Source organism: Salipiger sp. 1_MG-2023 (genome assembly GCF_030547555.1).
GTDB lineage: Bacteria > Pseudomonadota > Alphaproteobacteria > Rhodobacterales > Rhodobacteraceae > Salipiger.
Map to the genome: position 1 here is coordinate 1 of NZ_JAUOQN010000101.1, position 7212 is coordinate 7212.

At 60.5% G+C, this 7212-nt stretch carries 2 protein-coding genes; both read right to left on the bottom strand.

What is annotated here, in order from left to right; genetic code table 11:
- Positions 1-73: 73 nt before the first annotated feature.
- The gene (locus tag Q4543_RS23300; protein WP_303442339.1) at positions 74-4522 is read right to left on the bottom strand and encodes a nidogen-like domain-containing protein; all 4449 of its coding nucleotides are present in this window, start codon (positions 4520-4522) and stop codon (positions 74-76) included.
- Between the two features lie 469 nt (positions 4523-4991).
- On the bottom strand, positions 4992-6929 hold the full coding sequence (locus tag Q4543_RS23305; protein ID WP_303442342.1) for an acyltransferase family protein: 1938 nt from the start codon (positions 6927-6929) through the stop codon (positions 4992-4994).
- Between the last annotated feature and the right edge of the window lie 283 nt (positions 6930-7212).

The following is a 7212-nucleotide window of genomic DNA, read 5'->3' on the forward strand; positions in this document are numbered from 1 at the left end:
AGAAGTTCGCACTCGATCACATCCCTCGAAGGTCAGAAACTTCTTGCGATACGGGCGGCAACCACAGAAGTTGCTAGATGATATCGTTCTCTAGCGCAGTTTCGATTTGGGCGATGCTGGCGAAACTTCCCTCGATCGTCAGGCTGTTGTCATCGCTAAAGCTCAGGACAGCATTGCCGTTGTCGCGCGACAGGGTGTATCCGCGATTGCCCAACTGGATGCTGTCGATGTCGTCCTGAAAATCCCGGATGATGTCATGCCCATCCACGGCATTGTAGATGAACGTATCCTCGCCCTGCCCGCCGTTCAGCGTGTCGTCGCCAAAGCCACCATGGACCGTATCGTTTCCCGCCGCGCCCGTCAGGGTGTCATTGCCGTTCTGACCTCGAAGCTCGTCATTGCCTACGCCTCCGCCAAGAAGGTCATTCCCGGCGCCGCCCCGTATGACATCATTGCCGCCTTCGCCAAAGAGCCGGTCCGCCTGAGAGCCACCGTCCAGGGTGTCTGCGCCGGTGCCGCCGCGCAGGGTGTCCGCGCCAGCCCCGCCGCCAAGAATGTCATTGCCAATCAGGCCAAGCAGAAGGTCGGCTCCGTTGCCGCCGAACAGGCTGTCATTGCCGCCTTCGCCCTGCAGCGTGTCATTGTCGGCCTCGCCGAACAGCCGGTCGTTTTGCGTACCGCCGAAAAGATTGTCATCCCCGGCGCCGCCACGAAGGGTATCGGACCCGGCGCCGCCAACAAGCCGGTCGTTGCCGATCTGACCGTTGACGTTGTCATTGCCGTTTCCGCCAAACACGCTGTCGTTGCCGCCATTGCCGCTTAAAGTGTCAGCGCCGCCATTGCCGAAGATCCGGTCGCCCAGACCGCCGCCAAAGGCCAGATCATTGCCATTACCGCCGAGGATCGTGTCGGCCCCGCCGCCGCCGCCGAGCGTGTCATTGCCAGCGCCGCCGATCAGGGAATCGTTCTGGCCGTCTCCACGCAGTGAATCGTCGCCTTCGCTGCCGGCGATCGTGTCGTTCCCGCCGCGCCCAAAGACCGTGTCATTGCCAGCAAGCCCCACGAAGTTATCGTCGCCACCCAGCAGATCGACGGAATCATCGCCAGCCGTGCCGATCAGATCGTCGGGACCCGGTGTAGGCCTGTTCGAGATCACCGCGACATCGGCGCTGACCAGGGTTTCAACCGTGCCGCCTCCGTCGGTATATTGCACCGTGACCGACACTTGGGCGTCGGCATCGGCCGCCGTGGTCGTGTAGGTCTGCGCCGTTTCGCCGATGATCGGCGCGCCGTCGCGCAGCCACTGGAAGCTGAAACTGCCAAGCCCATCGGCATCGGCGATGGTCCCGGTTCGCGCGGTGAGGGTTTCGTTCAGCTCTGGGGTGCCGCTGATGGTGACGGCCCCTGTCGGGGCATCATTGACGTTTTGCACGGCGCCAGTGGCCGCGCTGGTAAGGGTCTCGGCGGTGCTGAACCCATCGGTATAGCTGACCCGCACAGATATCGCGGCGCCAACATCGCCTTGCCCCAGCTGGTAGGTGCTGCTGGTTTCACCGGCCACAGCCACCCCGTCGCGCAGCCATTGGAAACTGAACGCGCCAAGGCCGTCCGCATCGGCGATGGTTGCTGTCTGCGCCGTCAGGGTTTGATCCTCGGCGGCGGTGCCGCTGATGGTAACGGCCCCGGTCGGGGCGTCATTGACGTTTTGCACGGCGGAAGTGGCTGCGCTGGTAAGGGTCTCGGCAGTGTTGAACCCATCGGTATAGCTGACCCGCACAGACATCGCAGCGCCGACATCGCCCTGCCCCAGCAGGTAGGTGCTGCTGGTTTCACCGCTCACTGCCACCCCGTCGCGCAGCCATTGGAAACCGAACGCGCCAAGCCCATCGGCATCGGCGATGGTTGCTGTCTGCGCGGTCAGGGTTTCATCCTCGGCGGCGGTGCCGTCGATGGTCACGGCCCCGGTCGGGGCGAAATTGGCGGGAACGCCGGTCATGGTCAGGCTCGACCCGTCGCTCAGCGTCAACACCCGGTCGCCGGCCCCATTGGCCGACACCACCATCGCCGCACGCTCGCCAGCCGACAGGGCCGAGAAATCAACGCTGTCGAACGCGGAGTTGTAATCGGTGACAACATCATTGCCCATGCCCAGCCGTACCACAACGGTATCGCTGCCCTCGCCCAGCGTCAGGTTGTCATTCCCCGCGCCGCCATCAAGCGTATCATCGCCGCCGCGCCCATCGAGGTTGTCATTGTTGCCGCCGCCCGACAGGGCATTGGCCATCTCATCCCCGAACAGGTCATCAGCCTGCGCCGAGCCGATCAGATGTTCGACGGTTTCGAACATGGCGCCACTGGCGGCGCCTCCATTGGCGCTCGGGTCCAGCAGATCGACCAGCACAAAGCTGGCATCGGCATAAGACACCGTGTCCTCGCCCTCTCCGCCAACGAACATATCCGCGCCGCCGCGCGAGTTGATCAGGTCGTCGCCGTCGCCGCCCATCACCATGTTGGTGCCAAAATTGTCGCCAATGGTGTCGTTGAACCCCGAGCCGATGATGTTCTCGATGCTGCTGTAGATGTCGCCGCGCGCATCACCGGTGTTGCCCGAGTTGTTAATCAGGCTCGCCGAAACCCCTGCCGATGCCGAGGAATAATCCGCCGTATCGCTTCCCGATCCACCGTTGAGCGTATCGGCCCCAGCACCGCCCTGAAGCGTGTCATCTCCGCCATTGCCGTTGAGGCTGTCATTGCCAGCGCCGCCCGCCAGAAAGTTGTCGCTGTTGTTGCCGGACAGGGTGTCGTCGAACCCGGAGCCGATCAGGTTTTCGATGCTGCTGTAACTGTCCCCGGCCGCCTCGCCGGTGTTCGATCCGGGACTGGACAGGCTTGCCCCCACCCCGGCCGTGGCATCGGCATAGCTTGCGCTGTCGGTGCCATTGCCGCCTCGCAGGTCATCGGCGCCCAGACCGCCGTTCACCGTATCGTCGCCGTTGCCTGCCACCAGCGTGTCGTCACCGCCGCGCCCAAGCAGCATATCCGCGCCGTCCAGCCCTTCGATGCGGTTGGCGGTGCTGTTGCCGCCCAGCGTATCGTCGCCGGTGCCGCCGATCAGGTTCGAAATGCCGGAATAGCTGTCGCCCGCGGCATCGCCGGTGTTCAGCGCGGTGTTGGCCAGATCGGCCACCAGACCATCATCCGTGTCGCTGTAGCTGGCAAAATCGCTTCCCGGACCCCCGATCAGCACATCCGGGCCCGCGCCGCCCGCTAGGGTGTCGTCGCCGTCGCCGCCAGTGATCGTGTCGCTGCCGGCCTCGCCAAAGAGCTGATCATCGCCATCATCGCCGACGATGGCATCACCGCCTTCACCGCCGCGAATGATGTTGTTCTGATTGGTGCCGGTCAGGTCGTCGTCGAAATTCGACCCGATAAGATTGATCACGTTGGTGTAGCGATCGCCAACCGCATCGCCAGTGTTCAGCGTGGGATTGTCGAGGTTGACCGTCAGCCCGCTCGCAGAGCTGCCATAGGCCGCAAAGGACACGCCGCCCGTGCCGATCAGCGTATCTTCCCCTTCGCCGCCATCCAGCTCGTTGATCCCCGAACTGCCCTCCAGCCAGTCGTTGTCGGCGTCGCCGAACAGCGTGTCGTCACCTGATCCGCCAATCAGCCTGTCAAGGCCAGCGCCGCCGTGCAAGATATCATCATCGCCCTCGCCCTCGATGGAATCGTTGCCGTCATCGCCCGACAGCCGGTCGATTCCAAGCCGCCCGAAGATGGTGTCATTGCCGCCGCCGCCGCTGAGAACATCATTCCTGTCGGTGCCGATCAAGGTGTTGGGGTTGGCGTTGCCGGTTTCGGTGTTGCCGAGCAGATCGTCGATCCGAAGCGTGCCATCGATGATGTCGAACACCCACACACCAGCCACGCCGGTGTTGCCGACCAGCGTATCCATATCTTCGGCAAGGCCCAGCTCATCCCCCGCCGTGCCGCCGCGCAGGAACAGCCGCGGCCCACCGTCAGCAACAAGCCCCATCTGAAAGCTGTTGCCGCGCGAATTCCCCATATCCTCAAAGCGATAGACAATTCGCGTGTCACCGTCTTCCAGATCGATCATTTCAAGCTGAAAGGTGTTGGGAAAGGTGACATCGCGGTTGAAGATCCCGACGCCGTCCCAGGTGACAACCACGGAATCGCGATCGGTGTTGGTGTCGAAATAGATGCCCGGCGTCGCCCCCGGCGGCAATGTGCGGTTGTCCAGATCGTCGTAGAACGGCGCGATGATGAAATCAGTGTTCTCGAATGTACCGAAGAAATTGATGGTCTGGTCGATGAAGCTGACACCGCCATTGGTGCTGACGAAAAGCTCGTCAAAGCTGCGGCCGCCGAACAGAAAGCCGCTTTCGAAGACACTGCTGATGCTGAAAAGTTCGGAGTTGTCATCGCCCTGCGCGATCAGGGATTCGCCATAGGGCAAAAGTGCGTTCGAAGTGATCGGATCAAAACTGTTGGGGCCGGACATTGTACAGATTCCTTTTTAAAACAGGTCTGAGCCTCCCGAAAGAAACGGGAGTTTCTTGTGCAACAGGGCTAGAAAATTCAATCGTGATCAGTTTAACGTAGCGTCAATTAACTACAAGGCTTGACAAGGCACCCTTTACAGAAATCTGAAAATGATGGGGCGGTGCGCCCAAGGGCAGCCACCCATCGCTTTGCCTTCGCCGGGTCGGGCAAGGCTGGTGCGATGGTTCGTCTTTCCTCAACGCGCCATGATCGGCGGGCCGCTGCGGCAGCCCTGTGACAGGCTGCCAAAACAGCCGCCCTCGGGGGCACTGGCGCGTCAGTTCGGCTGTCTTGAGGATGTGCCTCTGGGCGTCGTCGGGCAGCATTTTGCGCTTGCTCCCCACGCACGCCGGGCGAAGACGCCTGTCAGTTCCGGTTAAATCCCGAGCCTGACAATCGCCTCCGCCCTGCGCTCAAAACGGCAGCGGCTAATGGGTCACAAGAGTCGACCCAATCTGCCCGAACAGCGCATCCGAGAGGGTCTTGGCATAGGTCGCGGTAAGATGATTGCTGTCGCGCCACATGATCATGCCATCCTGCACCACATTGCAAATCCCGTTTGGACAGATGATGCTATTCAGATCGACGATCTGCACGTCTTCGGCCACTCTGGATCGGGCCAGTTTGTAATCCTCATCGTCGAGCACGTCGGCCCATGGCCGAGGGCAGCGTTCAGGATCCGAGAGCAGCGGCTGCGAGATACAGGCGGGAACGTCGATCTTCATGTACGGCGTGTCCCGCAGCGCAATCACGGTCACGCCCATGTCGAGCACCTTGTTGAGTGCATGCGCGATGCCGGACGGGGTGGCTTCGAACGAAGAGTCGACCAACGCCACAAGGAATTCGGGGGTTTCGGCTGCGATACGCTCCATGACGCGGTCATTCCATGTCCGGCAGCTTTCCGAAAGATAGGCATCCATTCCCTCTGCCTCGGTGGAAAAGAAACGGCACGAACTCTTGGTCATCGAAACCAGCTTCAGATCAAGATCGTCGGTGATCTGTCGCAGGGGCGGCTGCCATTGGGCGGAATGCGAGCCTCCCACAAGGAATATCCGGGCCCGGGCGTCATCGGGTCCAAATTCGCAGGACACAACAGCGTCGGTGACCTGATCCTGATGGCAGCCAAGATCGTAGACCTCGGCGAGATCTTCCCGCACTCTGAGAATGGTGAGCGGCGCCCGGGAAATCGGGTGCCTCCACTCGGCCAGTCTGGCGGGATGCAGGACGAGGATACGCTCGAGCGCAAGACTGCTGACACAGGTCACGATGATTGCTGTCACGGCCGTGACGGTCAGGCCATAGCGGGGAAAGCGTCCGTTGCGAAAGGCGGAGCCGACCCAAGCCAGAAACCCTGTGCTGAGCCAGGAAAGAGCAATCGCGGCCAATATGATGAGGGTTGCCGACAGAATGGTTTGTTCCTGCGTGTGGCGCTGGTACAGGGCAAAGATTGGAAAATGCCATAGATATATCCCGAAGGTCATGCTGCCAATGCGGACCAGCACGCGATTTGACAGAAGCGCCCCGGCATTGCGCAGCCCTCCGGTCTCACGGGCGTATTTCAGGATCAGAAGCGCCCCGAGCGTAGGCCAGAGAGACGCTATTCCGGGAAAGGCATTTCGAAGCAACAGGCCACAAGACAGGAAAGCAAGCAAACCGCACCAGGACAGCAGGTTCCCAAGGGCGCTTTCCGAGGTTTTTTCAGTTCCGTAGCTGGCCAGAAGCGCCCCAAGCCCGAACTGCCAGATCCGCGTGAATGTGTCATAATAGGCAATGACAGGATTGGTTTGGCTTAGGTAAATTGACCAGACAAAGGATATCAGGCTTGCCACGGCAATGATCGTCCGAAAGGTTTGCAACCGATCGAAGCCCGTCCGTTTAACGCAAAGCAGTGCCAGCAGCACAAAGGCGGGAAACAGCAGATGGACCTGTGCAATCACGGAAATCGCCCAATAATGCTGAAACAGGCTCATACCTTCGCTGCTAGCGAGGTAATCCTGCCCGGTTACCCCAAGCCAATAGTTCTGCAGGTAGACCGCGCTGAAGGCCCCGTCTCGCAAAACTGCAATCCACTCGATGGGGCTGATGAACACCGTCGAGAAAAGCAGTACGACGATGACCACGAGGATGGCCTCTGGCGCGGTACGCTGGAAAAACTTATTGTAATACTCCAGAAAGCCCGATCCGCTTTCCAGAAGCCGTCTGGCACTTCCCCAGAGGAAGAAGCCGGAGACGACCAGAAATATATCAACCCCCCCGGAGACACCAAGCTGGAAAATGTGGAAAACCGCGATGAGCAAAGCGCTGATCGCGCGCAGGCCTTGAACTTCCTGCCGCTTCGAAGAACGGATGGCGGATTTTTTATCCAACGTTAAAACTCTCAGTGATGTAATTCGGCACGCTCAGTCCAGACAGACAAATCAAAAACAGGTCAAGTTTTTTCCCGCCAGCACCGCCCGAACAAACGTTTTAGACGCACTCTTTGCTGACTCATTTACCCAAATGGTCGACATAGTTGCAGAAAGGCGGTTTGAGGTGTGACTGGCATTGCGGCAGAACCCTCGCTTCGAGCGAGGTACCCCTCTTATCTTTCCCGGTAGGACGTCCCCGTTCGCGGAACGTCTCCCCGGAGCGCCTGCAATGTGGGATGTC